The organism is bacterium (genome assembly GCA_020440705.1).
Taxonomy (GTDB): domain Bacteria; phylum Krumholzibacteriota; class Krumholzibacteriia; order LZORAL124-64-63; family LZORAL124-64-63; genus JAGRNP01.
The window spans coordinates 1-2068 of sequence record JAGRNP010000240.1; the positions used below are offsets into that span (position 1 = coordinate 1).

Annotated in this window: 1 protein-coding gene; it reads left to right on the top strand. The window is 70.1% G+C overall.

Annotation, left to right across the window (positions count from 1 at the left end; all coding sequences use genetic code 11):
- Nucleotides 1-48: 48 nt before the first annotated feature.
- The coding region (locus KDM41_18040; protein MCB1185324.1) for a hypothetical protein at nucleotides 49-2068 on the top strand (2020 nt) is incomplete at its 3' end.

Consider the following 2068-nt stretch of genomic DNA (forward strand, 5'->3'; position numbering starts at 1 on the left):
TCATGTCTGTAGCTACGGACTCGCTTCGCCCGGGTCAAGGGGGACCTCATGTCGACTCGTTCGCTGCGCCTCGCCACCGGCCTTGCCCTGCTCGGTCTCGTCCTCGCCGGTCCGGCCCTGGGCCGGGAGAACGTCCTGCGGCTGGCCTGGGGGCCGTCGGGCGACGCATTCATGGCCACCACCGACTCGGTGCCGGCGGTCCTGACGGGTCGCCTGCTGATCGACGACGCGGTGCCCTCGACCCTCGTCACGCGGATCACCTTCAAGTTCAACGCCCTCGGCGGGGACGTCCTCGCGGTCGTCAGCCCCTATGGCGACGTGGTCGAGGTGGCGCCCGCCAATTGGGAGCTCACGGCGACGACCCCGTTCAACCTGGTCTGGGACGGAACGACGGAACTGGCCACGTTCCAGTTCCTGGTGACGGATCCCGGCCGGGTGGACGTGCTGCTCTACTCCGGCAAGGCGACCCGGGAAACAGGCGTCACCTGGGATCTGGTGCCTCCGTTCGGGGACTACGAGATCTACGTCGGCTGGGTGAACGCCGGTCAGCCGGAGCTCGAGGTCTCGCCGCTTCTCTTCCCGCCCCGCGGGATCAACCGCGAACCGGCCCTGGACTACGCGCTGGTGCGCAATGTCGGCGACGGTCCGTTCTTCTTCGCCACGACGGGGCTCGGCGACCCCTGCGGCCCCTTCCGGATCACCAATGCCGCCGGCATGGACCTGGTCTACATCCGGCCCTTCGGCTCACGTTCCCTGGCGATCGAGTTCGATCCGGTCACCGAAGGCGACTTCGCCTGCAGCCTGCCCCTGGGCGGGGGCGAGTTCCAGCCGGTGCTGGGAGTGGGCCGGCTGCCGATCCACGCCCTGAGCCCCACGCCGGCGGTGCTCGACTTCGGCGGCGTGGCCGTGGGCGGCCTCGGCCGCGTGACCTTCCAGGTCACCAACACGGGCGACTTCACCGAATCGATGGCGGGCCTCGTCAGCGGCGACGGCACGCCCCTGGTGGCCGAGTCGATCGTCGGCCTGCAGCCGGGGTGGACGTACCCCTACGATCTCGAATACACGCCCGCCGACTATGATCCGCACGCGTGGACCGTCAACTACGGCGGCCTGTTCTCGGTGTCGGCCACCGCCTACGGCATCGACGGCGAACTGGCGGCGACCGTCTTTCCGGACACTCTGCGCCTGGCGGTGGTCAACAGCGAGCCGTCGAATGTGAGGTCGTTCCGGCTCAGGAACACGGGTACGGTGGGATTCACGCCGGCGCCGACCTGGACGGGCGACGCCGCGCCGTTCGCCCTCGTCGATTTCACGCCGGAACTGATCCTGCCGAACGGCTACACGGACATCTATGTCCGGTTCGACGGCCAGGACACCGACGAGCACCGGGCGCTGCTGGACCTGGGGCCCGGACTGCCGGTGGTGCCGATCTTCGGCCGCCGGCTCCTGGACCAGGCCGCACTGGAGGTGCGGCCGCAGACCCTCGTGATGCCGCCCGCCGCGGTGGGCGACACCGTGACGGGGTCCTTTTCGGTGCAGAACATCGGCAACCGGTACGTGACGCTCGACCTGGTGGCCGACGACCCGCACCTCGAGATCGTCGGCGCCGTGAGCGGCCTTTCGGTCGGTACGTACCGCACGTTCTCGGTGCGCTGCATCGCCACCGCCTACGAGCAGATCGACGCGCGTGTCGTGGTGAGCTACGAACTGGGGGTCGATGTCTCGGTCGTGGGGCCGCCGGTGCACCCCTTCGGCGCCGACGAGAACCGCCTCAGCCTCTACTTCGACGAGACCTTCGGCACGCCCGACACCACGGTGCCCCTCGCGCCGCAGGTGGTGCCGGCCTGGCTCGTGCTGCGGAACCCGAGCGAGAGCGGAGGCGTCGCAGGCTGGTCGTGCCGGCTGGCGACCTCGGCGGGCGCCTCATTGATCAACGCGGCCCCGACGGGAACGGTCTTCGACGCGGCCGCGGCCATGGACGAGTTCTCCGTCACGGTGCTCGGCGCGCCCCTGCCCGGGGCGGCGGCGATCGTGCTCGCCCAGGCGCAGGTCCTGGTGCTCGATCCGG